Below are 24,218 nucleotides of genomic sequence, written 5' to 3' on the forward strand. Positions count from 1 at the left end.
CTCATGACAGAAAAGATTTGTGAAAATTGCGTGACACTTCAGCGAACACCCCGATCTGGACGGCCATCGCTGATGCGCTCCGCAGCGACTTGGCCGAGGGTCGATATGCGCCCGGTGACAAACTCCCGACCGAGGCGGCCCTGGCAGAGCGGTTCGGCGTCAACCGGCACACCGTGAGGCATGGCATTTCGGCTTTGGTCGAAGAGGGGCTTATCCGAACGAGACGAGGATCTGGCGCGTTTGTTGCCGCAACCCCGACGGACTACGCGATTGGGAAGCGGGTGCGGTTCCACGAAAACCTAATTGCTGCCGGACGCCGCCCAGAGAAGCGGGTCTTGCAGATTGAAACCCGCGCTGCGACGGTGGGCGAGGCGCAGGCTTTACGCATCGCTCCGGCGGAAGCAATTTGCGCGTATCACGGACTTTCCTTGGCCGACGGGCAGCCCATAGCCGTCGTTGAAAGCGTGTTTCCTGCCGTCCGTCTTACCGGCGTGGCAAAAGCCCTCAGCTCGCATACGAGTATTACAGAAGCTTTGGAAACTGTTGGCGTCACGGACTATACCCGTGCGTCAACCCGTCTCACTGCGGTCCGTGCCTCCGCGACGCAAGCCTTGCACTTGCAAGTTGCGGAAGGAGACCCGCTGCTGAAGTCGACCAGTGTAAATGTAGACGATACAAGTGTACCAGTTGAATATGGGCGAACATGGTTTGCTGGGGATCGGGTCACGTTGACGCTGGAGCCTTAAGATCATGCTCCTCGTTTCTAGGCCATCCATGCCGCAGAAAAATAGCGGCCCCCATCGAGATGATAGGGGCCACACTCGTTAAACTACCATAGTGTCGGCTATTCCAGACCCATGCAGTTCGCGTAATACGTCACTGTCGCGGGCCAGTCTGAGAAGATCCCTTCGACCCCGACATCCATCGCCAGCGCGTCGATTAACTCGTACATAACGCCATCGCTGTCCGTCACATCAGCGATGGACTGATAATACCAGCCGCCGCCGCGCACCAGCGGACCCGAGCGTTCGATCGTCCAGGTGATGATTTTGAGACCTGCGGCTTTAGCCTGGATTGCCAGTTCAGAGGGCACAATCTCTTCCCCATCCAATGTCACCAGCATCCAAGTGGGCGGCGCGATATAGTTCACGCCCATGGCTTTCAGGTCTTCCATGGTGTTGGGCCATGTGGCCGGGTCCATCGGGGAGTACCCTTCGATGTTGTAATCATCCATCAGATAAACAGACTGAGCGCCAAATTCGGGCTCGGCTTTGATCCAATAAAGCACGTCTTCAAGATTGAAGGATTGCAGCCAGACATCGCTGGCTGGGATGCCTGCGGCTTTGTATTCGTCCACCAACTTTTGCGCGTAGTCTTCTTGGCTAAACCCGTTGAAGGGCATCTCGACCGATGGCGTTTTCAGCTCGGGCGTGAACTTCGCGCCCAGCGATTTGAACAGCTCGATCGACTCGGCATGGGTCATGATCGTCGCTTTTTCGACGCTGTACAAATCGGTGCGCCAGTCTGCTGTGCCGCCCTGATAGGCTTCGACCGTCGCCGCGGTCTTATCCGCTGCGTCCATCTTGGGCGTCAGTGTCCGGTACTGAGCCAGCGTGATCTCGGATGTGCGGCACTCTGCAGCGGCCGACGTATCACCATTTGCCGGGCTAAACGGCACTTTGCAGGTGTCTGCAAGGCCAGTTGTCAGGATGTTGGTCGTTGTGTGCAAATCGTTCTGCGCGTGGCGGCAAACCAGTTCAAGGTCTTTGGTGAACGTGACGTCGCATTCCAAAATACCTGCCCCCATGCGGGCAGCGGCAAGGTTGGACTCGGCAGTATGCTCCGGGAATTTCATCGGCGCACCACGATGGCCAATGGAAAAGAGCGACGGCTTGGCCTCTTGCGCGGCGCAGGATTGAAGTTTGGACTTGAGCGGTCCGTCTTCCATCCGGTCGATCAGATAGAAGGGGCGCGGGCCGTAGTCCACGCGGTCAACGGATTGCGCAAGTGCGGGCGATACGGTGAGTGCAGCTGTCGCCGCAAGCAATGTACGAAGCATGGGTTTTTCCTTTGGATGTCGTGCGGTCCACGTATCTTTGAGGGAAATGACGATCGCGTGACGGGCACATGAAACATGGACAACAGCTGCGCAACGGTTTTGCTACACGCGCCCCTGGTCCTCGTATTTTTCAAGAAAGGCTTCCGCCGGCATCGCCCGAAAATCTGGAAGCGCGTCCCTCACCGCCTCATGAGACCAATCCCACCAGGCCAAAGCAATCAACCGATCTGCAATCTCGCGCGGCTGGCGCAAGCGCAAAGGTTTGGCCGGGGTGCCTGCGACGATGGTGTAGGAATCGACGTCTTTGGTGACGACCGCGCCCGCGGCAACCACCGCCCCGTGGCCCAATGTGACCTCGGGTTTGATCATTGCACCAGCCCCGATCCAGGTGTCGTGACCAATATACGCCGTGCGGGACTTGCGATGCGCAAAGAATTCCGCGTCGCGTCCCGCATCGGGCCAATAGTCATCAGAGCGATACATAAAATGATGCAAAGACGCGGTGTGCAGCGGATGGTCCGTTGCGCCGATCCTAGAAAACGCGGCGATATTCGCAAATTTGCCGATCTGCGCATTGGCGATGTCGGCATAGCGGTCGCAATAGGAATAATCACCGAAAGCGGAGTTGTTCACCCGGCTGCCTTTGCCGATCTCGACAAAGGCACCAAACGTACTGTCGGTGATTTCGCAATCCAGATGGATGAAAGGCTCTGTCGCGCTCAGACGTGCCATTAGTCTTTACGTCCGATCAACTTGCCCCGCAGCCAGCCCGAGAACCAGTCCATGAACATCACCATAACAACGATCAGAACGATGTAATAGGCGACCTCTTCCCAATCTTTCTGGGTTTGGATTGCTTGGGTCAGCATCAAACCGATCCCGCCGCCGGTGATTGCGCCAATGATGGTTGCTGAACGCGTGTTGGATTCTAAGAAATAGAGGATCTGCGCCAGCAACACCGGCACCACCTGCGGGATCACACCAAAGCGGTAGCGTTGCAGTGGTTTGGCACCGGTCGAGGACACGCCTTCGATCTGTTTCTGATCCACGTTTTCCAACGCTTCAGAGAAGATCTTTCCGAATGTCCCTGTGTCGGTAATAAGGATGGCCAGCGCCCCGGTCAGGGGGCCGGGGCCAAAAGCCCGCGACAGGACCACAGTCCAGATCAACGCATCCACACCGCGGACAAAATCAAAGACGCGGCGGGTTGCAGCACGCAACATCATCACAGGTGAAAAGCGTTTCGCCGCCATGAACGCCAGCGGCAGCGCGATGATCGCAGCGCCCATCGTGCCAAGGAAGGCCATCAGGATCGTCTCGCCAATTGCCCAGGCGACGTCCTTGTGTCGCCACATGGCATTGTTCCACCAGTCGGAAATGGCACCTGCGATATTGGAGCGCGTCGGATCGATTTGTTCGCCGAACAGGATCGTGCCAAGACCTTGCCCGTGATACGGGCTGTCGAGTGTAAACCAAAACAGTTCCCACCACTGGGAAATAGTTGAATACCTCGGTCCGCGCCCCGGTCAGCGTGATGCGGCCTTCGGACGTTGTGATGCCAATGCGCCGGTTTGACGCCGAAATCCACTCCGGCAAATCTTCCGGCAAATTGCTGGTCAGGCTGCGGCCTTCGGCCCGCACTTCGATCTGGGGGAAACCGGGAACCTCAATCTCTGTCCGGTTTTCAGGCAGGTAGCGCACAAAGTGACCGCCCCCTAAATCGATAGTGACGACCTCATCGCCACTGACCCAATCGGGGCGCTGGCCTTCCGGGTACCGGCCTTTGCGCTCTCCCTCAACGGCATAGCTGATCTCACCCGAACGATTGTCGCGTGTGACATGCACCTTATGCGACCAGCTGTCAGAGGCGAGAGTGACCGCGTTGTCCAGATTGGCACGCCCTGCGAGACCGGGGATATCGAACGCGAAAAAGATGTAGACGAAATAGGCAAAAATGACGGTCGGGATGCCAAAACTGATCAGACGCTTACGCTGAAACAGTTTGTCGGCGTTGTGTTTTGTCAGGCTCAAGTCTGTTGCGGTCATTGGCCTTGCCCTTCGGTGAATTTGTTGCGGTAGCGGCTGGACACTTGATCAAAGAAGACGATTGTTCCGAACAGGAGAATGAAGATCGCAGCAGCTTCGTCAAACCGTCCCGGCCCCCAGGCCATGGCATTGCGCAGCTCGTATCCGATGCCGCCTGCGCCCACAAAACCAAGGATTGCAGAGGCGCGTATGTTGATTTCGAACCGCAGTAGGGAATAGCTGATGTAGTTTGGTGCGACCTGCGGCAGCACGCCGAGCAGCATACGCTGCGACCATGTCGCGCCTGTCGAGGCGAGGCCCTCCACCGGTTTCAGGTCGGCGTTTTCTGTGACCTCCGAGAACATCTTGCCCAAGGCACCAGCTGTATGGATGGCAATAGCGATCATTGCAGGTACTGGTCCTCCACCAAGGACAAAAATGAGAACCAGAGCGATTACGATTTCAGGAACCGCGCGCATAATGTCCGAGATGCGGCGAAAAAGCGGGATGAGACGTGGCCATTTGGCCAAGCCGCGCGTGCCCAGCAGAGACAAAAAGATACCGCCGGCGACACCGATCAAGGTCGAGACAGCGGCAATGTTGATCGTTTCAATAAGGGCCGGGAAGTATTTGGCGATCAAACCGGGCAGGTCGGCACGTTTTTCCCATGCCTCTGACAGCACATCGGCAGGATAGTCCCCGATCTGGTGCAGACCTTCCCAGAAACCGCCGGCGTTGCGTTCGTCGGCGATGTTGAACCCGGATACCATCAGGACAATAAAGATGAGCAGCGTCAGACCACCATAAAGCCTGCGCCTTTGAATCTGCGCCCTATAACTTGACTGGATGCTGCCCACGCTTTGCGTCGCGTCGCCTACGGAAATGTCAGCCATGCTGCCCCCGGATACAAAAATACCGACAGGCCCAAAGGCCTGCCGGGCACGTCATGAAAATGACTTAGCCGCCGATTTTCGCTTTGCGCGCTTCGACGATCGAGATGTAGGTGTCGTGGGTCACCGGCTGGAAGCCCAGTGTGTCGCCAGAGGCCACGCCATATGCGCAATCCGGGTCCGCTTCATACAGGCCGTCGACCAGATCTGTCATCGTGGCGCGCACGTCTGCCGGCAGAGCCTTGCGCAGAACGATTGGTCCTTCCGGGATCACTTTGGATTTCCAGATCTGGACCATATCGTTCATGTCAACGAGGCCCGCATCAACCGCCTTGCGCAGCGCGCCGGAGTTGTAGCCGTCTTCCCAGTTACCCTGACCGTCGGCCCAGGTCACACCGGCGTCGATGTCGCTGTTGTTAACCGCAACGATGGTTTGCTCATGGCCGCCAGTGAACTTGACCTCGCCAAAGTATTCGCCGCTCTCCATGGTCACGCCGTCTTTGTACTGCGGGATCTCGATGGAGGGGATAAGGTAACCGGATGTGGAATTCGGGTCGCCAAAGCCAAAGACTTTACCTTCCATGTCGTCCAGCGAAGCGATGCCGCTGTCTTTGCGTGCAAAACCTATGGAATGATAGCCGACAGAGCCGTCTACGTTGACCTTGATCAGCACCGGATCAACCGCTTCGGGGTCTTGCAGGTAGGTCGCGGCATAAGCCGATGCGCCCAGCCAAGCCATGTCGATGTTGCCGCCCAGCAAGCCCTGGATCACACCGTTATAATCGGCAGGAGCAAACAGCTTGGTTTCAACGCCAAGTGCTTCGGTCGTGTAGTCCGCCAGACACTGGTATGAGTTCATGCGATCTTGAGCGTTTTCGCCGCCCAGAATGCCGATGCGGAATTCTTTGATGCCTTCGGCGAAAGCAGCACCGCTCAGGGTAGTGGTGGCGGCAAGCGCCAATGCGAGGGTCTTTTTCATCGTTTTCTCCGTTAGATGAGATGAAGGTGGCCCGCGAGAAGGCGCGGGTGGCAGCTGGCTCAGGCGTAGGCTTTCTCCGCCGCTGACCTGTCCAGTGTTTCAATTTCGGTGGATGTGGCGGCCTCGGAAAAATCCGCACCTGCGCCGTAGATATCGCGCGCGACACCCGTGGTCAGTTGCGCAGGTGTGCCGTCAAAAACGATCCGTCCATCGCGCATTCCGATCACTCGGTCGCAATAGCGCCGAGCCGTGTCCAGCGTGTGCAGGTTGGCAATGACCATGCGGCCGTCTTGTTCGTGAATTTCGCGAAGAGACTGCATTACAACTTGCGCATTCATTGGATCGAGCGATGCGATGGGTTCGTCCGCCAAAATGATTTTGGGGTCCTGCATCAGTGCCCGTGCAATGGCGACGCGTTGTTGCTGCCCGCCTGAAAGGGCCTCAGCGCGTTTAGGTGCTTGCTCGGCGATGCCCAGCCGGTCGAGAATTTCGATGGCTTTGTGAATGTCCGATTGCGGATAAAGGTTGAACATCGTTGCAAAGGTCGAGCGCTTGTTCAAAATGCCGTGCAGCACGTTCGACACCACATCCATTCGCGGCACCAGATTGAACTGCTGAAAGATCATCGCGCAGCGCGACTGCCAGTCCCGTTTGGCGGCACCGCGCAGAGCACTAATCTCTTCACCTTCGAACGTGATTGTCCCGCTGGTGGCGTCGCTCAGGCGGTTGACCATCCGGAGTAGAGTGGATTTGCCGGCCCCGGATCGGCCGATGATCCCGATCATGGTTGGTTTGTCTACTGAGATATTGGCGGCATCAACAGCCGTCTTGTTCCCGAACCGCTTTGTCAGTGTATCAATTGTCAGCATATCGCCCCCGTACTTGAGGGCGCTGAATATGGGTGTTACGCTACACCTGTGTGACGGATTTGATTCAGTTTCTTGGCAATATGGCAAAAGAATTGTGACAGATAGTTCTCGCGGCTTGATTTCAACCGACGCCCATATGTCCTGGTCAGCGACAGTTATCCACAGGGCGTCATAATTCTGTTACAAAATTGGGTTCGATCCGATTATGGTGTTGTCATGCTTACACGCTCTTTTCTTATTCTGGCGATTACTGCCGCCCTGCCAACACTTGCCGATGCGAAAATGGCCGATGTCAGCTGCGATGACAGCGCACGGATGATAAACATGCTCACTAAGGTTTTGGGCGCGGAACGTCAGGGCATGGGACTGCGCGATCCGGAAACCATGCTGGAGGTTTGGGTCACCCGCCGGAGCGGAGATTGGATGATCGTCCAGAACTACGCAAACGGCACGTCCTGCATCGTTGCCATGGGCGAACACTGGGAACCTGCGCGAACGGGACCAGCTTAAGCCACAGCTTCTTCCAAGCGGTCGGTTGCGGGGGCTGGGCGTGGTGACAACGCCTCAACAGCAGCATATTGTTCAGCATTCAGCAGCACAGTCATTGCTTTGAGCGATGGTACCAACTGTTCTGCATTCCGGGCGCTAATGATTGGCGCTGCGATAGCAGCGTGGTGCCCGGCCCATGCGACAGCCAAAGTGGCCGGATCAACTCTCATCTCATCGGCACAGTTCGACAAAGCCTTTGCCGTCTCAACCATCCATGTTTGTCTATAGCGTGCGGCGTACCTGGTATCTGTGGAAAGGCGCCCGCTGCCGCCTGCAAGGTATTTTCCTGTCAGAAGGCCACTGCCAAGCGGCGAATAGGGCACCACAGCAATGCCTTCGGATAGCGCCATTGGAAAAAGTTCCAACTCTGCCTGCCGTTTGATTAGCGAGTACATAGGCTGGATGACATCTATGCGCGTACCAAGCCCTTCGGCAACGGCCTGCGCCTTCATCACTTGCCACGCGGCAAAATTGGATACGCCGATGTGTCGGATCTTGCCTTGGGATTGCAGCTCACACAGCGTCTCAAATGTCTCCAGCAGGGGGGTGTTGGGATCCCAACGGTGCAAGTAAAGAATGTCGACCATGTCGAGGTTCAGCCTGGACCGGCTTTCCTCAAACTGCGTAAGGATATTCTCGCGACCACTTCCCCCGGTGTAGCCGGCTTTGGTTGCAATGATCAGAGTGTCCCGGTCCTGTTTGATCAGGCTGCCCAAGATGTCTTCCGATGCACCGCCGGTGTAAGTATGCGCCGTATCGAAAAAGGTGATACCCGCTTCGCGGCATACATCGAACATGGCGCGGCTTGCAGAGTCGTTAGCGGTACCCCCGAACTGCATACAGCCAAAACACATAGGAGCGGCATCAGAGCCGTCTTGTGCTTTCAAACTGAACATGAGCTCACCCTTTTCAATTGTTCCGGAATGCTCCGTTAAGTCTTTCTCATGACCGATTTATGACAGTTTGCGCAGCACCTGACTTCTGTTTTGCCTCCATTCTTCAAAGGTTGAAGTTTTCTGGCGAGCTGGTGAAGTCGTTGAGGTGGATTGTAACCTGGTCGTCGGAAAGTAGAATAACCCCGTAGGCGGGCGGTTCAAAATTGCCCCTGATCCTTTCTGCTTGCGCGTCGAGATCCAAGGCCACCTGATGGTTCAGTCCCCGCATGCACGAATAGCTAATGCCGCGCCAAGTGCCCCAGATCGCCCGATGCACATGGCCAAAGAACAGGTGGCGAATGCGGGCCTTTTGCGGAACGATCACATCATGGAACGCTTCGAAATCATGCATCATGATCGTGTCCATCGCTTTGATCTCGACTTCGAACGGGGGGTGATGCATGAACAGATAGACGGGGCCGGGCGCCTCCAGCTGGCGGGACAGCCAGTCACAGCGCTTGTCGCAAAAAGCTCCGGCATGGCCTTGAGGTGCCGTTGTGTCAAGGAGCAGAAATCGCCCATGCGGTGTCACAATGGCCCGTTGCTCAAATTTGTTTTCGTCGCGCGGCAAATCTGGAAAAGCCTGCATATGCGACGGCGTGTCGTCGTGATTACCAACCAAAAGATGAAAAAGGCATGGTCAACTTTACGATCTCGGCTGCAAATCGCGCGTACGCCGCAGCATCGCCCCAATGGGTCATATCACCCGTGACAATCACAAACTCCGCATCGCCATGTTCGGCGTTGATCGATGCAACTGCCTCGGTCAGTCGCTCTGCCGGGTCTCGACCGTAGAGCAGACCGGAGCCGACAACATGCGTATCCGTCAGATGAATAAATTTCATTCCGCTGCGACAGGCTTGGCCCAGTCATCCCAGCCCGTACCGGAGGAAAAGACCGGCCCGTCGTAGGTGAAGGGAATGTCGTGAATGACAGTCATGTCGTCAGCCGCTGATATGATCGCAAAAGACGGCGCCATGGGCCCACCATGTAGGAGTTCGGTCTCAGTGAAGTCGGGCAGGGACTGATTGCCGGTTGAACGGACGGAAGCAAACGGAATGCCGAAAAAGGTGCCAGTGCAGATCGCGTGGATATGGCCGAAATGCAGATAGTCGATTTTGGCCCCATGACGCCGGAGCAACGCCGCGAAACGCGGACGGTCAGTTTGATCCAGTGCAATCTTATCCTCGGCGGGCTGGCCGAGTGTCATGACGTTGTGATGCATGAACAGTCGCGCGCGGGTGCAATCTTGCAACTGCGCGTCGAGCCAAGCAAGCCGGTCCGCCCCAAAATGGCCCGCATGGGTGCGCGGCGCAGTGGTATCGAGATAGATCAGACGGGTGCCATACAGTTCTTCAGCGTAGTTTATATAGCCGTTTTCATCGCGCGGATGATCCGGAAAAGCTGACAGAAAGTTTCCTCGGTCATCATGGTTGCCAACCAGCAAACGCACTGGACAAGGCAAATCGACAAGTGCGTCTTTGAGCGCTGCATAGGCGTCCGGTTCGCCCCAATGGGTGAGATCGCCAGTGATGATGATGCGGTCGGAGTCGGCGTGCTTTGCGCGGACTTCGTCCAAGGCCTGCGCAAAACGGCGATGGGGGTCGAGCCCACCCATTCGTTCGCCGGGGCAGGTAAGGTGGATGTCTGAGATATGGACGAGTTTCATTCCAGCGCCTTTCAAAGAGCTCATTGGCCGCCCAGAGGTGCCGGGCGGCCAACAAAAGGGGTTAACCGTTCGGCAGCAGGTCAGCGATTTCCTCGACCAGCTCTTCTTGCAGCTCTTTCATGTCGGTCGCATCGCCTGTGACGATCCGCTCGAGCCCGTCATAGATCACCTGCGTGATCGCCAAGCCGTTGTCGCCCGGATAGGCCAGCCAGTCGCGCAGCAGCGGGAGTTGGTCCACGGCGGTCTGTTTATTCGGGTTCTGCTCGTAGAAATCCGCGAGGATGATTTCGTTCGCAGCTTTGTTCGGCGGCATGTAACCCGTGGTCTTGGCCACTTCGGCCGCACCGTCACCCGAGGTGATGTACTTCAGCCAGGTCCAGGCGGCTTCGCGCACTTTCGGATCGTCGGAGGTAGATGTCAGCATCGCTGCATTGCCGCCTGCGGGCAGGCCTTTCGGCGCGCCTTCCAACCCCGGGAAAGGGCCGGTAACCAATTCAAAATCGCCCTGGCTGCGCTCAACTGCGCCCAGAGCCGACGTAGACCAGAACATCATGCCGATTTCACCAGCAGAAAAGGACGCGAGGGCCGCTTTCCATTCGAGGTTCTTCATCTCGCATTCGGTAAAGATCTCTTGCATCTGCTCCAGTGCGACAAGCGCTTCGGGGCTGTCCATTGTGACTTTGCCATTGTCGACAATCGCGCTATTCTGCGACCACAACAGCGCTTGCATGAACCAGTTGCCCGTGATGTTCCAACCCCAGAAGATCGGGTTGTCGATCCCGTTGGCCTTCATGGTTTTGCAGGCCGCGATCACTTCATCCCATGTTGTTGGCAGCTCAGTGATGCCGCTTTCATTGAGGATGTCCATGTTGTAGTAACCAACAGGCAGAGAGATCGAGAATGGAAGCCCGTGCACTTCGTCATTGAATGTCGACAGCGCCAGCATCGCTTCGTGGTAGCCGTCTTTCTCGAAATCGGCTTCGGCGGCGATGAACGGCTCAAGCGACTGGGCGATGCCCTTGTCCACGAGCGGTGCCTGACGGTTCAGACCCTGCATAGTCACGTCTGGCAGATTGCCGGAGACAGCTTCACGCAGAACGGTGTTAGTGGCGTCCTCATAGGACTCGTATGTCGCGCGGAACTTCACCTCGATGTTAGGATGCGCTTCTTTGAAGGCAGGCATCATCGCCTCATAGGTGACGTCAAACAGGTGGCTATAAGGATAGGCGAACTCGATTGTCACCTTGTCTTCAGCAAAAGCGGCGGTGGCAGAAAGGGCCACAGCCATTGCGGTCAGCGTGTATTTCATTACATGTACTCCAGTTGTTGGGGCTGACGGTTTGGCGATTGGCAGACCCCGGTGATGAGCCCGAAAGGGCGACAAGTAGGGTGGGAGCAATCCCACCCTATTTCATTCCAGACAGCGTGATCCCCTCGATAAAGCGGCGTTGTGCGACCAGAAATGCGACGATAAGCGGTGTGACGATAATGGTGGCGGTGGCCATCATCGGCCCAAAAAAGGATCCATCCGCGTCCCCTTTGAACTCTCGCAGGCCAAGAGGCGGGGTGAACAGGTCCCGGCTGCCGGTGACCACGATGCGCGGCCAGAAATAGTCGTTCCAATGGGCGACGATGCTGAAGATGGCAAAGGCGAGCAGGGCAGGGATGGCAGTGGGCAGCATCACGCGCCAGACGATGGCGAACTCGGTCATCCCGTCCATGCGCGCGGCATCGATCAGATCATCCGGCACGGTCATGAAGAACTGCCGCATCAGGAAAATCCCAAAGACCGAGATCGTCCAGGGCACCACCAACGCGGCATAGGTATTGGTCAGCCCAACCTTGGCCAGCATGATGTAAAGCGGGAGGGCAATCGCGTGTACCGGGATCAGCAGGCAGAACAGAACCAGCCCGAACACTGCCTCCCGGCCCCAGAATTTTAGCTTGGCCAACGCATAAGATGCGGGCAGGGCGACCAGCACCTGAATAACGAAGATCGACGCGGTGACGATCACCCCGTTCAGCAAATAGCGCAGCAGTGGCGCCTCGATGAAGGCTTTGGAATAGTTGAATACAACAGGGCGCATGGAACAGTCGATTTCGGCCTGCGCCATGATGGCCGCGCGGATCTCGCTGTCAGATTTGCCGGGATATTGCGGAGCGGCGGCTGCTACTTCATCGCGGTTTGGGTCGCGCAGTTTGACGCAGCGCGGGTCGACCATCATCTCCTGCGAACCAAAGAAGCCGCCCACACCCCGATCAATCTCGCCGGGGCTTTTGAAGGAATAGCTGAGCATCATGTAGAACGGCGCCAGTACGATGATCGCGCCGAGGATCAGGATCATGTGTTTCCAGATATCGCGGGTCATCAGTAATGCACCTTCCGCTCGACCAGCCAGCGCTGGATCAGGGTGAGAAACATCACGAAGACCAGAAACAGCATGGTGATGGCCGAGCCGATGCCGATCAGGTTCTGCTGCACGCCTTTCTCAAAGATCGCGAACATCATCACATAGGTGGATTTGTTCGGCCCGCCGCCTTGGGGCCAGAACGCCTCGACCGTGTCAAAAACCTGAAAGGCGCGGATGCAAGAGATTGTCGCCACAAACACAGTTGTCGGCCCAAGCGCGGGCCATGTAACGAGCCGGAACCGTTCCCATGCGCTTTTGGCCCCATCCATTTCTGCGGCATGGTAAAGCTCGCGATGTACCGCCGTTAGCCCCGCGAGGTAGAGCACCATGTTGAAGCCAAACCCTTGCCAGATGCCGATGAAACAGAGCACCCAGATGGCGTAGTCCCGATCCCCGAGCCACAGCGGGAAACCGTCGGCGCAGCCATTGGCTAGGAAAGGGATCACCTCAAGAAAGGTCCCGCAGGACAGCTCAAGCATTTGATTGATTACGCCGATCGTCGGATGCAGCATGAATTCCCAAACAATCGCCATCGCGAGCAATGTCGCCATAACCGGCAGGAAATAGATCGTCTTGTAGATATCCCCGATCCGCCCCAGCGAATTCACGAGCAGCGCTGCGCCCAGCCCCAGGGCAACAGAGACCGGCACGACCACCGCCACATAGGTAAAGGTCGCGATGAACATCTTCTCATAAGTCGAGCGGGAAAACAGGCGGTCGTAATTCTTGAACCCCACCCAGTCAAAGCCGGAGTTTCCAAGCGAGTAGTTCGTAAACGACAAGACGCCCGCAACGACAACCGGCACCAAAAGGATCAAGAACATCAATGCCAGCGCCGGCGTGGCCAAACCCCAGGCCGTCCGGGCCTGCCGGTTCACTTCGCGCGGCGCGCGCCCAGCGGCTGGCGCGTCAATCGCAGCCATGTCAGGCTACCTCTCGCTGATGCGCTACAGCGACTTCGACGCGCCGCTGACGCTTACCAACCGAGTCGAAAATCAAACCGTCCTGCAGATCAAAGCCAAGGCCCACCTCGGCACCCTGTCGCAAATTGTGACGCTCCGCAGGAGCCGCACGTAGGGTCACGCGCGAGGTTTGATCGGCCAACGCGACTTGCGCATAAACCTCGGACCCGAGGTTCTCCATATGCGCGACCGTTCCGGTCATCACCGGCTCTGACTGCGTGAGTTTCAGCGCTTCGGGGCGCAGGCCCAATTGATAGATGCCAGACTGAGCCGCCTCGTTGGCATGGCCCAATACGTGGCCAAACAGGGTCAATTCGCCATTGGCAAGTTCAATCGGCAGGATATTGATCTTTGGCGAACCAATGAACTCGGCCACGCGGATGTCATTTGGATCTTCATAGATGACACTGGGCGCGTCGCATTGAAGGATCTCTCCGCCCATCATGACCGCTATCCGGTCTGACATCGTCATCGCTTCGACCTGATCGTGAGTCACGTAGATGAATGTCGCGTTGAGGCGACGGTGCAGCTGCGCGATCTCGGCACGCGTTTGGACCCGCAGCTTGGCATCCAGATTTGACAACGGTTCATCTAGCAGAAACGCAGCAGGCTCCCGCACCAAAGCACGGCCCAGGGCGACACGCTGACGCTGCCCACCCGAAAGTTGACCGGGCTTGCGGTCCAAAAGTGGGCCGATCTCAAGCATTTCGGCCGCGTTTTGAACCGCATTGGTGATTTCAGACCGCTGCTCTTTGGCACCCGGAAGAAAAGGGCCGATCAAAGGGAGCCGTTGCGTGGCCGTCAAAGCCCGCATCCGCAAAGGCACAGCGATGTTTTCGGCCACGGTCAGATGCGGATAGAGCGCGTAGGATTGGAACACCATCGACAGGTTTCGATCTGCCGCGCGCGTCCCGGTGACGGCCTTGCCATCAATCGCGATCTCGCCACTGGTCGGATCCTCAAGACCTGCGATGATGCGCAGCAATGTCGACTTCCCGCACCCTGACGGCCCAACAAGCGACACGAACTCCGCATCTGCGACGTCCAGTGTCACACCTTTCAGCACCTCGGTGTCCCCAAAGCGTTTGGTCACCGATGAGATCGACAGGCTAGCCATGCAATTCCCCCATTCGTTGACACAGGGCTACTGGTGCTGAGCCACAATTTTGTGACGTCATATTAGTGAAACCGATGGGGTCTATGGGTTGCGCGAAAGGAGGCTCTATGCGCCCCAACCACCATCAGTTCATCGCCTTCGCCTATGTTGTCCGCGAGGGTAGCTTTTCCGCTGCGGCGGCCCGAATGGGCGTGACGCAATCCACAATCACACAACATGTTGGAAATCTTGAAAAGGCGGTGGGCACATTGCTCTTGCGCCGCGGGCGCGATGGGGTCGAGCTTACGCCAGCGGGGCGGGAGTTATATGATCTGGCGGACCGGATGGTATCTTTGGAAGCCGAAGTGTCCGAACGCGTAGAAGGGTTCAACGCTATGAAAAACGGGCGCTTGAACGTAATCGCAAACGCCCCTCAACCTGCTCTAAAAATTATTTCCAATTTCCGGCAGCGCTTTCCGGACATACAAGTTAACTTTGGTCTGTATGACTGGACGACCGCTACAGGCATGCTGCGCAATCGGCTCGCTGACGTTGGCTTAATCACGGACGCCCCTGTCTCAGATATGTGGGAGAGCATTTTTATAGAAGAAACGCAGTATGTTCTGTATTGCCCTATGGGTCATCCATTCGCTGGGAATGACATTGTATCTCTAAGAGACATGCAATCCGAAACGCTGATCGTTCCTGAACACGGCGCGTTGACGCGTAGGCTCTTGGAAGAATCCTGTCGCAAAAATGAAATTGAGCTGAAACGAATAGTCACGATGACAACCTTCCCGTTGATGTACGAGGCTGTACTTCAAGGCATCGGCGTTGCTATTTTTCTGCGCAACAGCAGCTTGATCAACAATTCTGTTGCCGAAGTCCCGATCCGTGAAATGGCCCAACGCCACAAGACCCACCTGATCGCCACCAAAGACAGGGTTAGGTTAAAGTTGGTTGCCGAATTCATCAATTCCATTGCGTGACGTGAATCTGGTTGCGCAAGCGTCTATATTTCCGTAATTCATGAATTATGGAATCAACTGTCGCCAGCCGCCTTTCGATACTTGGTCATCCGCACCGGCTGGCCGTGTTTCGGTTGCTGATGCGCCGCTACCCGGATCGCGTGCCTGCAACCGAGCTGGCGCAGGCGCTTGATCTAAAGCCCAACACACTTTCGACCTATGTGAACGCGCTGATGCAGGCGGGTCTGATCACACAAGAGCGTGTTGGAACCTCGCTGCGCTATGCAATACACATGGAGGCCGCGGGCGAAACAGTCGACTACCTGCTGCGCGATTGCTGTCGTGGTCGCCCCGAGATCTGTTCACCCCTCACATCAAGCGCAGCGGGTGAAGGTGGCCCAATCCCGGATCGCAAATTCAATGTTCTTTTCATCTGCACAGGCAATTTCGCGCGCTCGATCTTTGCAGAATCGATCTTGCGCAAAGAGGCTGGGGATAGGTTCGTGGCCCATTCGGCAGGCACCAAGCCCCGCTCAGAGCTGAACCCATTCGCCCTCGACGTTCTGGAGCAGAAGGGCCACGACCTGTCTGTTTTGCAAGCGAAGAACATCGCCGACTACCAGGGCGACGATGCGCCTGATTTCGACTTTGTCTTTACCGTCTGCAATCAGGCTGCAAATGAGGAGTGTCCGGCGTGGACCGGCCAACCGATAAGCGCCCATTGGGGGATGCCGGACCCGGTGAAGGCCGAAGGGACTGATGCGGAAAAGAGCTTGGCATTTCAGCAGTGCTATGGCGCTTTGTTGACCCGGATCAAAGCCTTCAAGGCCTTGCCAATCGCGTCGCTTGACCGGATCGCCCTGCAACGCGCCATTGATGACATCGCACAATCCAAAGAGGGAGCCTCTGCGTGACGACTTACGCCCTGAACGGCCTTGGCCGGATCGGAAAACTTGCCCTGAAACCGCTGCTGGCGCGTGGGGCCAAGATTGCCTGGATCAACGACGCCGTGGGCGATCCTGAGATGCACGCCCATCTGCTGGAGTTTGACACGGTTCATGGCCGCTGGAAGGCCAGCTTTTCGCATGATGCGGATAGTGTAACGATCGACGGCACGCGGCTCCCGTTTATTGGAACGAAGAACATCAATGACCTTCCGCTGGGCGGTGTCGATGTGGTGATCGACTGCACTGGGGTCTTCAAGTCAGAGGCAAAGCTTGCCCCGTATTTTGATGCAGGCGTGAAGAAAGTCGTCGTGTCAGCCCCGGTCAAAGAAGGCGATGCGGCCAACATTGTCTATGGCGTGAACCACGACATCTACGACGCGAGCGAACATCGGATTGTAACGGCTGCAAGCTGCACGACGAACTGCCTTGCGCCGGTTGTGAAGGTCATTCACGAGAAATTGGGAATAAAACACGGCTCGATCACAACGATCCATGACGTTACGAACACCCAAACTATCGTGGATCGTCCGGCCAAAGACTTGCGCCGCGCGCGCTCGGCATTGAACTCGCTCATCCCGACGACGACAGGCAGCGCGACCGCGATCACGCTGATTTATCCGGAATTGACGGGGCGTTTGAACGGGCATGCAGTGCGCGTTCCGCTTTTGAATGCCTCACTGACGGACTGTGTGTTTGAGGTCGAACGCGCGACCACGGCTGAAGAGGTCAACGCGCTGTTCAAAGCTGCGGCTGATGGGCCGTTGAAGGGCATTTTGGGCTATGAGGAACGGCCGCTCGTTTCCACCGACTATACCAATGACGAACGCTCCAGCATTGTCGATGCGCTATCCACCATGGTGATCAACGGGACGCAGGTGAAAGTTTATGCCTGGTACGACAATGAGATGGGATATGCCTATCGGCTTGTCGACGTGACAATGATGGTTGGAGCCACGGTGTGACCGATACCTCTGGGCGGCCAGAGGGTTTGTCCGCCTATATCGCTGTGACGGCGGCCTATTGGGCGTTCATGCTCACGGATGGCGCGCTGCGGATGTTGGTGCTTTTGCACTTTCATATGTTGGGGTTTAGCCCGGTTCAGCTTGCCTATCTCTTCGTGCTCTATGAGATTGCGGGCATGGTGACGAACCTTTGCGCGGGGTGGATTGCGGCCAGATTTGGGCTGACCTCGACGCTTTATGCCGGCCTCGGGCTTCAGGTTCTGGCCCTTCTTGCTTTGGCGCAGCTTGATCCGACCTGGACTGTCGGCCTGTCTGTCGCCATTGTGATGATCGTGCAAGGGGCGAGCGGCGTGGCCAAGGATCTGGCCAAAATGTCATCGAAATCCGCAGTCAAACTCTTGGCCCCGTCGGAAGACGGCGGGCTGTTCCGCTGGGTGGCGTTGCTGACTGGCTCGAAGAACGCCGTGAAAGGCCTCGGGTTCCTGCTAGGCGCGGCGCTTCTGGCAACCCTCGGCTTCGTCTGGGCCGTTCTGGGGATGTCTGCGATCCTTGCTGTCATTCTGATTGCCGTGTTGGTCGCCATGCCGCCCGGTTTGCCCAAGGGGCGCAAAGGCGCGAAGTTCTCAGAGGTCTTTTCCAAATCCGCCAACATCAAGTGGCTCTCGGCTGCGCGGGTATTTCTGTTCGGCGCGCGCGATGTGTGGTTCGTCGTCGGCATCCCGATCTATTTCTATGCGGTGTTGTCGGACGGCACCGTGTCCGGAAACCGGGCCGCCTTTTTCCTGATCGGAACTTTCATGGCCATTTGGGTGATCCTCTACGGCGTCGTTCAGGCGCTCGCGCCAAGGATCCTGCGCGCTTCCGCCCGGGATGAGGCAGACCTGGTGTATGCGGCCAAAATGTGGTCATGGTTGCTCGCGATTGTTCCGGCTGCGTTGATGGTTGCAGCCTTCGTATCGGGCGGCCCGCAGCCATGGCTAAGTGTCATTCTGGTTGCCGGATTGCTCGCGTTCGGTGCGCTCTTCGCGATCAACTCGGCGCTTCATTCCTACTTGATCCTGGCTTTTACCAAATCGGAACGCGTTACGATGGATGTCGGGTTTTACTACATGGCGAATGCTAGTGGCCGCCTGTTGGGAACCTTGCTGTCTGGCGCGACCTATCAAATGGGCGGCTTGCCTATGATGCTTGCGACGGCAACCGCCATGGTCGGCTTCGCGAGCATACTTGCAGGACGGCTAAAGCCATCGTGACGGCAAATCCTACAACTTTGGACTATAATTTACATAAGATCGACTCTGCGTCGTAAGGCAATGTCTGCTTTCGGGAACCTTGCGATGCAGCATTGCAAGGCAACCTCAACGTCCGCAATGGGCCGTCTTGACCGGAGCGGTTCGGCTTGAAGGACTAACATGCTGCGACCGATCTAACGGCCGCGAATAGCCCAATGTGACAAATGCTGCGCTACGCACGAACCTCTGCAATCGCGATGGCGTCATTTAATCCGATAGCCGACAGGACACGCCATGGAGTTCATGAATCCGCCATCTTTGTCGGCTTGTCGATGTCCCATGTCCCGGAATATAGTTGAGGTGATGAAGTCGCTCAAATTCCTTAAGGCTACCGTTGCCGATGTGGTACCGCTCAGCGGGTTGATCCAGCGCACAATCCGCGTTTCAAATGCCAGGGACTATGGTCAAAAATCAATTGATATGCTGTGCGCGATTTTTGAACCGGAGCCGCTCGTCGAAAGACTCGAAAATGAGGCTATTCTGTTGTGTTTCTCGGGTGCCAGTCTTGTTGGCACTGTGGGGCTGAAAGGTAACTATTTGCGATCTTTGTTCGTTGACCCAGCGTTTCAAGGGCAAGGTTTAGGCAAAGTGCTGGTTGCGAGAACTGAAAAAGAAGCGCGACGAAGAGCAATCTCGGAAATGATGCTTCATTCCTCACTAACAGCGCGGGAGTTTTACGCGGCTCTTGGCTATGAATTTGTGGAACTGCAATCATACCCGGAAGGGCCATTCGTCTTGATGAGAAAGCCGCTTAATGTGCACCCGTGAAATACCTTGCACCACGAAAGACCGGCAGTGACTTTTGCCATAGTGTTGCGGACGCCTGTTGAAGCCTCAGGTCGGAGCAGACATTCGTTTCCGCAAGGCTGAGGGCTGCTTTGTCCCGCGATGCGTGAGTTCGACTAACGTCGAATTTCGCTCGCGCAGCGAATGTCAGGTTCGACGGGCCGCGCCGCAGCGTCGCAGGTGATGGCTGGATGTCTCCTTTGGGCCGCTCGCGACGGGCTCGTTTCGTCGCCAAGGATGCTGCATTGCCTCCGAGGTCGGCTAAGAGCCCAACGTGCAGGGTGCTGCACCGCACATCAATGTCAGCTTAGCGACATTACGCAGAGTTCCCGCAGCCAGATGTCAAACGGGTTGCCGTAGTCGGCGCGGAACATCAAAGTTGCCGGCGCATCGGGCATGTGGAATGGAAGAGGAAGAGCCGACATGTCGAGGCGCGCGGCCGTTTCCTCGAATGGTGCGCGTAGCGTCGTAAAGAGGGCGCCCGTTTCTGAAGCCAAAATAAGCGCCGCCGAGAAATTCGATACGCAGACCACAACATGGCGTTTGATCCCATTCTTTCGCAGCGCCTTTTCCACCGGACCTTCCCGCGTGCCACCCTGACCCACGATAACATGGCGGGAAGCGCTCCAGACATCCGCCGAGGGTCTATTGCAGAAGGGATGGGCTTTCGGCGCGAATGCGCACCAATCGAGTGGAGCAATCGAGTGTAGCAACAAATTCGCGTCTGATTTCGCATGGCCGAACCCTAACCCGATATCCGCCTCGGATCTTAGAACAGCATCTCGCGCAGAGCTAGTTTGGACGAATTCAATGGAGGCAAGCGGCGCGCGTTCACCGAGGTTGGTGATGAGATTCGTAAACAGGGATGAACAGAGATCCGGCGCCGATATTCGAATGCGGCGTGTTGTCGTTGCCGGGTCAAATTCGAAACTTGCCGCGAACATTTGTTTTGCGGCCTCTGCTGCCGCCGTGACTCGAGGATGCAGGTTTTCGCCGAAAGGCGTGAGCCGCATCTCCCTGCCGTCGCGCACTAGGATAGGATCGCGAAAGTGTTCCCGCAAACGCGACAGGCTGTGCGACATGGCTGATTGCGTACGACCGACCGCGTCTGCCGCTTCGGTCACCGATCGTCGGTCCAGCAGAGCGCTCAATCCTGTAATGAGGTTCAGATCAAGGGATGCAAGATTAACATGATTCTGATTCATGTCCTTATAATAAGCATTAATTTGTCTCACGCCATCTTGCCTGTCAGCCTTTGTGCCAAATGACACAAAAGAGGACACAACCATGAAGCTCGCCCGAACTCTTCTATACCTGACGACAACAGTTGCGCTAGGAGCACCCGCATCAGCAAAGGACAGCACACTCGACCTCGGAGGAACTTGGGAGAGCATTGCCTGCGAATTACGGCCCCAAGTGGGGCAGGATGGGATAGCCCCTTGGTATCTGAAACGCTCGATCACTTTCGCGCCGGGCCGCATCGACGCGCATTTCACGACCTTTGCTGACCCCACATGCAGCGCGCCGCTGTTGGAGCTGAAATTTGGCGGCGACGTCAACATCCTTGGTGCCTCTGACGTGGCACCGGGCGCGCGAGAGGTTGATCTGATTGTCAACGACTACCTTACCGTCACACCACAAATGGAGGGGTTCGCAGGAATTCTGAACTCTGCCGAGGCGGGAATCTGTGGCGCCAAGGAATGGTCCATCGGAGAAGGACAGGATGTGTTTGAGACCGGGTGTTCTGTCATGGGTGTGGCGGCTAATTCTCCGACCACGGAATACGAGGTGCTCCATGTCTCTGCCGGACACTTGTACTTCGGAGCAAGGCCGGTTGATGGACTACCGCTCGCCAAACCGGACGACCGTCCAACAGCGTTGCAAATGCCACTCAAACGTTTGGAGGGTGGAATGACCCAGAAAGTAGGTGTAGGCGATCTGAGGGTGCCGAAACATGTCGAGATCGTATTGTTCAATCAGGCCGAAAGCGCCGACCCAGCAGATGTCCGCGCGTTCTTTGAGACCATTACGCAGAAAATGAACGAGAACGACACGCTGCTGTATCGCACCGTAGGGCAAGGCGAAGACGGTTCTTGGCTTTGCGTGAACTATTGGACCAGCCGCCCCGATATGGAAACTCTAAACGCGCAGGCACAAAACTGGGCAGAGGAATTCGCTGCGATGGCGGAACTGGTTGATCCAAGCAGCTTCCGGCTGACCAGTTACGATACTGGTTTGTAACCAATCCGAGTCTTCTTAACCTCCAGAAGCGGCCATTCATACGAAAGGATCGGTTGGCCGCTTCGTCCCGCAGACTGTGAGCTCGACCATATGCCGATTTCGCACGCGCGGCGAATGGCAGGAATGCGGGCTGCCACCGTAGCATCTTGACCCAACTGGCCAACGGCAGGAATGGGCCGTCCTAAACTGCGCGAGCCAGAGAACAAGCCCAAATGCTGCGGTGAGCGCCAACGTCCGCTTTCTTACCAAGGACGAAAAAACAATAACCGAACCGAGTTCTGCCTAGGTTTTGTGGCGCAAGATTTGCCAACGCTTGTAGTCACACCGCTGGTCGCGACAGATGCCCCCGATTTGGACGCATGGTTTTTGCTGCAGGGCATTTGTTACTTGTCCGACAATCGGAATTGAAGACCAACACTGAGTTTCCGCAGAAGAGACGCAAGCTGTTCGGCTTCTTCTGGGGAAAGAATGCCACCAATCAGCGCTTTGTTTTGCGAGATCAGTTCTTCAACGATCTTTTCAGCCAGACTTGCCCCTCGTGGCGTCAGGCGCACCAGGCGGCTGCGTTTGTCATCAGGGTTGTCGATGCGCTCGATAAGCCCTGCATCGGTGAGCCCGTGCATCATTTTCGTCATCCCGCCGGATGTGACCTGCGCGGCGGTATAAAGCTGGGTGGGTGACAACACGTAGTCCGGTGATGCCGACCGCAAGGAGGACAGCGCAAGGAACTGTGACCAGCTTACGCCATGGCTTTCAACGATGCGGTGATCGTTATCCCAGATGTAGTTTCGGCTCCGGAAGAGGCCGGGGACAATCCGCGCCTCTGCAGGCCGCTCTTTGGGCCAACTGGGTTCATCTGACATTGTCAATTGCGCCTCCTGTCTGCGCGATCAAATTAATCTTTCCAGAAAGACTTGTCATCTGGCGTTAGCGAAAATATCTTTCCAGAAAGATAGATTCGCTCTAAGGAGATTAAGTATGTTCAAGTCACTTGCCACCATGGCCTCGGTCGTTGTGTTCAGCGTATCCACCGCCTTTGCAGATGTAGCTGCCAACAAGGACCTTGTTCTCAACATGATGGCAGACGTCTTTGCGGCGCGCGACGCGGATGCCGTCGACACCTATTTCGCTGAAGACTACATTCAAAGAAACCCGATGTTGCCATCCGGTTCGGCGGTTATAAAGAAGTTCCTGAGCAGGCCCGTTGACGCAGATGCGCCGCCGTTTCGACCTGCTGAAATGCACCGCATCATTGGCGAAGGCGATCTGGTTGCAACACATTCGACAATCTACAGTTTTGGGCCAAAGCCCCTGGTTGCCTTTGATATCTTTCGTATTGAAGACGGCCTGATCGCCGAGCATTGGGACAACCTTATCCCTTTGCGAGATGTGCCAAACCCAGCAGGTCGTAGTCAGGTCGATGGAGCCACGGACGTGACTGATCGGGATCGGACCGAGGCCAACAAGGCACTTGTGCTCGACTTGCTGGAACAGATGTTCATCGGAGGCGAAAGGCTCGACATCACGCAATACATCAACCCGGCCAAGTATCTGCAACACAACCCGGATGCAGGCGACGGACTCAAGGGGCTTCAAGAGCTGATGGCCGCCAATGCCGCCAAGGGACAGAAGATGCGCTATGATCGCGTCGGTATTGCGGTGGCAGAGGGCAATTTCGTTCTGACAGGTGCCGAGGGCGCTCTGGGGGAACAGCCCACAGCGTTCTATGATCTCTGGCGGTTGGAGGATGGCCTGATCGTCGAACATTGGGACATCATCGCACCGATCCCGACCGAAAACCTGCCGGATGGCTATCCAGGCAAGTTCTGAGGCCCAGAAGGGACGACCGCGATGTCTGATCAAACCTATCCCAGCTGGATTTACTACTATCTGTGGTTTGTCACCTGTGTTTCGGTGGTGTTTGCGGTCGTCATCTACACCAACCCGCGGCGATGTGGGGGCACTGGGCAGCGGCAAGTGCCGAGGACGCGTTCTGTCTGGCCGGACCGGCCGGGCTGTTCTGCGCCCGAAATCTTGGCACAGCCGCCATGGGGGCATATGCCCTTGTGAAAAAATCGCGCCCGATGATGGAGAGCTTTTTGGTATTTCGCATCGTTGTGGATTTCTTGGATGGCACCCATGCCCTGATTGGCGGCAATACCCCGATTGTGTTCATTGGCTTTGGCGCGGCGGCGCTGCAGGCGGTTATGTTGATCCAACTGCGCGCCTCGGATGCTGGTGAGCTCTGAGGGCTCTTCTATTGTCATCTGGACTGCACAGCGAAAAGAACATGGGAATTCAGCCGAAGGCGTTATTGCTCACTTTTGGCAACTCTCGATTTCCGAAAGCCGCCATTTGTGCTGCGGACATCGATGTCCGCTTCGTCCGCTCAGAAGACGTTGATGCTGAGTGCCGCGAATGACCGCCTGGAGCCCAAAGTTCAAAATGCTGCACACCGCACCAACGGTGGGAAATCACAAAAAGCCGTCATTGACCTTGGTCAGGACGGCACGAAGCGGACTTTTCACACATGAACTCAAAGCTAAGGCGTGATCGGCAAAAGCGGATTTTCGTCTGA

General features: G+C 56.5%; 25 protein-coding genes and 1 pseudogene. 10 read left to right on the plus strand and 16 right to left on the minus strand.

Annotated elements, in window-relative coordinates; translation table 11 throughout:
* Positions 1-26 precede the first annotated feature (26 nt).
* Complete coding sequence (phnF, locus tag ACZ1HM_RS09220) at positions 27-746, plus strand: phosphonate metabolism transcriptional regulator PhnF (RefSeq protein WP_472742519.1); 720 nt, start codon at positions 27-29, stop codon at positions 744-746.
* A 98-nt stretch (positions 747-844) separates the two neighbouring features.
* Here phnF and ACZ1HM_RS09225 read toward each other — a convergent pair whose 3' ends face one another.
* The 6 genes and pseudogenes from ACZ1HM_RS09225 to phnC form a co-directional block, all read right to left on the minus strand.
* Complete coding sequence (locus ACZ1HM_RS09225) at positions 845-2,059, minus strand: glycerophosphodiester phosphodiesterase family protein (RefSeq protein WP_472742520.1); 1,215 nt, start codon at positions 2,057-2,059, stop codon at positions 845-847.
* A gap of 102 nt (positions 2,060-2,161) precedes the next feature.
* Positions 2,162-2,791, minus strand: a complete 630-nt coding sequence (locus ACZ1HM_RS09230) for an LbetaH domain-containing protein (RefSeq protein ID WP_472742521.1) — start codon at positions 2,789-2,791, stop codon at positions 2,162-2,164.
* Positions 2,791-4,105, minus strand: a pseudogene (gene phnE, locus ACZ1HM_RS09235) (phosphonate ABC transporter, permease protein PhnE). Before phnE (ACZ1HM_RS09235) ends, ACZ1HM_RS09230 begins: the two are co-directional and overlap by 1 nt.
* On the minus strand, positions 4,102-4,977 hold the full coding sequence (gene phnE, locus ACZ1HM_RS09240) for a phosphonate ABC transporter, permease protein PhnE (protein WP_472742522.1): 876 nt from the start codon (positions 4,975-4,977) through the stop codon (positions 4,102-4,104). Before phnE (ACZ1HM_RS09240) ends, phnE (ACZ1HM_RS09235) begins: the two are co-directional and overlap by 4 nt.
* Positions 4,978-5,041: 64 nt before the next feature.
* Entirely contained in the window at positions 5,042-5,953 is a 912-nt protein-coding gene (gene phnD / locus ACZ1HM_RS09245) for a phosphonate ABC transporter substrate-binding protein (protein WP_472742523.1), read from the minus strand.
* Positions 5,954-6,012: 59 nt separating this feature from the next.
* Positions 6,013-6,822 (minus strand): phosphonate ABC transporter ATP-binding protein, encoded by an 810-nt coding sequence (gene phnC / locus ACZ1HM_RS09250; protein ID WP_472742524.1) that lies wholly within the window; start codon positions 6,820-6,822, stop codon positions 6,013-6,015.
* A gap of 216 nt (positions 6,823-7,038) precedes the next feature.
* Here phnC and ACZ1HM_RS09255 point away from each other — a divergent pair, with 216 nt between their 5' ends.
* Positions 7,039-7,332: a hypothetical protein gene (locus tag ACZ1HM_RS09255; protein ID WP_472742525.1), complete on the plus strand. Its 294-nt coding sequence runs from the start codon at positions 7,039-7,041 to the stop codon at positions 7,330-7,332.
* On the opposite strand, the gene ACZ1HM_RS09260 is transcribed toward ACZ1HM_RS09255, so the two are convergent.
* From ACZ1HM_RS09260 to ACZ1HM_RS09295, 8 genes are all read right to left on the minus strand, one after another.
* Positions 7,329-8,267 carry an aldo/keto reductase gene (locus ACZ1HM_RS09260; RefSeq protein WP_472742526.1) on the minus strand — a complete coding sequence of 313 codons (939 nt, stop codon included), beginning with the start codon at positions 8,265-8,267 and terminating at the stop codon, positions 7,329-7,331. The genes ACZ1HM_RS09255 and ACZ1HM_RS09260 overlap by 4 nt on opposite strands.
* A 103-nt stretch (positions 8,268-8,370) precedes the next feature.
* Complete coding sequence (locus tag ACZ1HM_RS09265; RefSeq protein WP_472742527.1) at positions 8,371-8,877, minus strand: metallophosphoesterase family protein; 507 nt, start codon at positions 8,875-8,877, stop codon at positions 8,371-8,373.
* Between the two features lie 40 nt (positions 8,878-8,917).
* Positions 8,918-9,151 carry a metallophosphoesterase gene (locus ACZ1HM_RS09270; protein ID WP_472742528.1) on the minus strand — a complete coding sequence of 78 codons (234 nt, stop codon included), beginning with the start codon at positions 9,149-9,151 and terminating at the stop codon, positions 8,918-8,920.
* Positions 9,148-9,975 carry a phosphodiesterase gene (locus ACZ1HM_RS09275; protein ID WP_472742529.1) on the minus strand — a complete coding sequence of 276 codons (828 nt, stop codon included), beginning with the start codon at positions 9,973-9,975 and terminating at the stop codon, positions 9,148-9,150. The genes ACZ1HM_RS09270 and ACZ1HM_RS09275 overlap by 4 nt, the downstream gene beginning before the upstream one ends.
* A gap of 61 nt (positions 9,976-10,036) precedes the next feature.
* A complete protein-coding gene (locus ACZ1HM_RS09280; RefSeq protein ID WP_472742530.1) occupies positions 10,037-11,284 on the minus strand; it encodes an ABC transporter substrate-binding protein in 1,248 nt (415 codons plus the stop codon).
* Between the two features lie 97 nt (positions 11,285-11,381).
* Positions 11,382-12,344 carry a carbohydrate ABC transporter permease gene (locus ACZ1HM_RS09285; protein WP_472742531.1) on the minus strand — a complete coding sequence of 321 codons (963 nt, stop codon included), beginning with the start codon at positions 12,342-12,344 and terminating at the stop codon, positions 11,382-11,384.
* Positions 12,344-13,309, minus strand: coding sequence for a carbohydrate ABC transporter permease (locus ACZ1HM_RS09290; protein ID WP_472742532.1), 966 nt, complete (start codon positions 13,307-13,309; stop codon positions 12,344-12,346). The genes ACZ1HM_RS09285 and ACZ1HM_RS09290 overlap by 1 nt, the downstream gene beginning before the upstream one ends.
* Before the next feature lies 1 nt (position 13,310).
* A complete protein-coding gene (locus tag ACZ1HM_RS09295) occupies positions 13,311-14,465 on the minus strand; it encodes an ABC transporter ATP-binding protein (RefSeq protein WP_472742533.1) in 1,155 nt (384 codons plus the stop codon).
* A gap of 107 nt (positions 14,466-14,572) precedes the next feature.
* On the opposite strand from ACZ1HM_RS09295, the gene ACZ1HM_RS09300 reads away from it, so the two are divergent.
* From ACZ1HM_RS09300 to ACZ1HM_RS09320, 5 genes are all read left to right on the plus strand, one after another.
* Positions 14,573-15,433 carry a LysR family transcriptional regulator gene (locus tag ACZ1HM_RS09300; protein WP_472742534.1) on the plus strand — a complete coding sequence of 287 codons (861 nt, stop codon included), beginning with the start codon at positions 14,573-14,575 and terminating at the stop codon, positions 15,431-15,433.
* Positions 15,434-15,480: 47 nt separating this feature from the next.
* Entirely contained in the window at positions 15,481-16,326 is an 846-nt protein-coding gene (locus tag ACZ1HM_RS09305) for an arsenate reductase/protein-tyrosine-phosphatase family protein (RefSeq protein WP_472742535.1), read from the plus strand.
* Positions 16,323-17,321, plus strand: coding sequence for an ArsJ-associated glyceraldehyde-3-phosphate dehydrogenase (locus ACZ1HM_RS09310; RefSeq protein ID WP_472742536.1), 999 nt, complete (start codon positions 16,323-16,325; stop codon positions 17,319-17,321). The genes ACZ1HM_RS09305 and ACZ1HM_RS09310 overlap by 4 nt, the downstream gene beginning before the upstream one ends.
* Positions 17,318-18,574, plus strand: coding sequence for an organoarsenical effux MFS transporter ArsJ (arsJ, locus tag ACZ1HM_RS09315; RefSeq protein ID WP_472742537.1), 1,257 nt, complete (start codon positions 17,318-17,320; stop codon positions 18,572-18,574). Before ACZ1HM_RS09310 ends, arsJ begins: the two co-directional genes overlap by 4 nt.
* 342 nt (positions 18,575-18,916) lie before the next feature.
* The gene (locus ACZ1HM_RS09320; protein WP_472742538.1) at positions 18,917-19,381 is read left to right on the plus strand and encodes a GNAT family N-acetyltransferase; all 465 of its coding nucleotides are present in this window, start codon (positions 18,917-18,919) and stop codon (positions 19,379-19,381) included.
* A 320-nt stretch (positions 19,382-19,701) separates the two neighbouring features.
* On the opposite strand, the gene ACZ1HM_RS09325 is transcribed toward ACZ1HM_RS09320, so the two are convergent.
* Complete coding sequence (locus tag ACZ1HM_RS09325; RefSeq protein ID WP_472742539.1) at positions 19,702-20,604, minus strand: LysR family transcriptional regulator; 903 nt, start codon at positions 20,602-20,604, stop codon at positions 19,702-19,704.
* An 82-nt stretch (positions 20,605-20,686) separates the two neighbouring features.
* On the opposite strand from ACZ1HM_RS09325, the gene ACZ1HM_RS09330 reads away from it, so the two are divergent.
* A complete protein-coding gene (locus ACZ1HM_RS09330) occupies positions 20,687-21,640 on the plus strand; it encodes a hypothetical protein (protein WP_472742540.1) in 954 nt (317 codons plus the stop codon).
* A gap of 383 nt (positions 21,641-22,023) precedes the next feature.
* Here ACZ1HM_RS09330 and ACZ1HM_RS09335 read toward each other — a convergent pair whose 3' ends face one another.
* Positions 22,024-22,503 (minus strand): MarR family winged helix-turn-helix transcriptional regulator, encoded by a 480-nt coding sequence (locus tag ACZ1HM_RS09335; protein WP_472742541.1) that lies wholly within the window; start codon positions 22,501-22,503, stop codon positions 22,024-22,026.
* Between the two features lie 115 nt (positions 22,504-22,618).
* Between ACZ1HM_RS09335 and ACZ1HM_RS09340 the strand changes: the two genes are divergently transcribed.
* Positions 22,619-23,470, plus strand: a complete 852-nt coding sequence (locus tag ACZ1HM_RS09340; protein WP_472742542.1) for a nuclear transport factor 2 family protein — start codon at positions 22,619-22,621, stop codon at positions 23,468-23,470.
* Positions 23,471-23,706: 236 nt separating this feature from the next.
* Entirely contained in the window at positions 23,707-23,889 is a 183-nt protein-coding gene (locus ACZ1HM_RS09345; protein ID WP_472742543.1) for a hypothetical protein, read from the plus strand.
* Positions 23,890-24,218 lie beyond the last annotated feature (329 nt).

The sequence above is a fragment of the Sulfitobacter sp. GN1-4 genome, assembly GCF_055693825.1.